At 51.2% G+C, this 281-nt stretch carries 1 tRNA gene and 1 rRNA gene (1 of these 2 running past the window's edge); both read right to left on the bottom strand.

The features are described from left to right. Positions 1-110: 110 nt before the first annotated feature. Positions 111-182 (bottom strand) — tRNA-Glu (locus FE784_RS31805). Between the two features lie 89 nt (positions 183-271). Next, positions 272-281 (bottom strand): 5S ribosomal RNA (gene rrf, locus FE784_RS31800) (it continues 100 nt past the right edge of the window).

Below are 281 nucleotides of genomic sequence, written 5' to 3'. Positions count from 1 at the left end.
CTGCTTGTAAGGCAGATGCTCTCCCGGCTGAGCTAAGCGTCCGCATCAATAGGTTTCCCATATTCAAGCAAACTATGTATGCCAAGCTTCAGTTATGCTTTATGGGAAAATGACCCGTAGGGGATTCGAACCCCTGTTACCTCCGTGAAAGGGAGGTGTCTTAACCCCTTGACCAACGGGCCGCGAGTAACCGCAGCATTTGCGGAAAAGCTTCCAACCGGAATCGAACCGGTGACCTCATCCTTACCATGGATGCACTCTACCTACTGAGCTATGGAAGC

This window comes from Paenibacillus hemerocallicola (assembly GCF_006265175.1).
Lineage (GTDB): Bacteria > Bacillota > Bacilli > Paenibacillales > NBRC-103111 > Paenibacillus_AB > Paenibacillus_AB hemerocallicola.
This window is presented reverse-complemented; position numbering and strand designations above follow the sequence as displayed.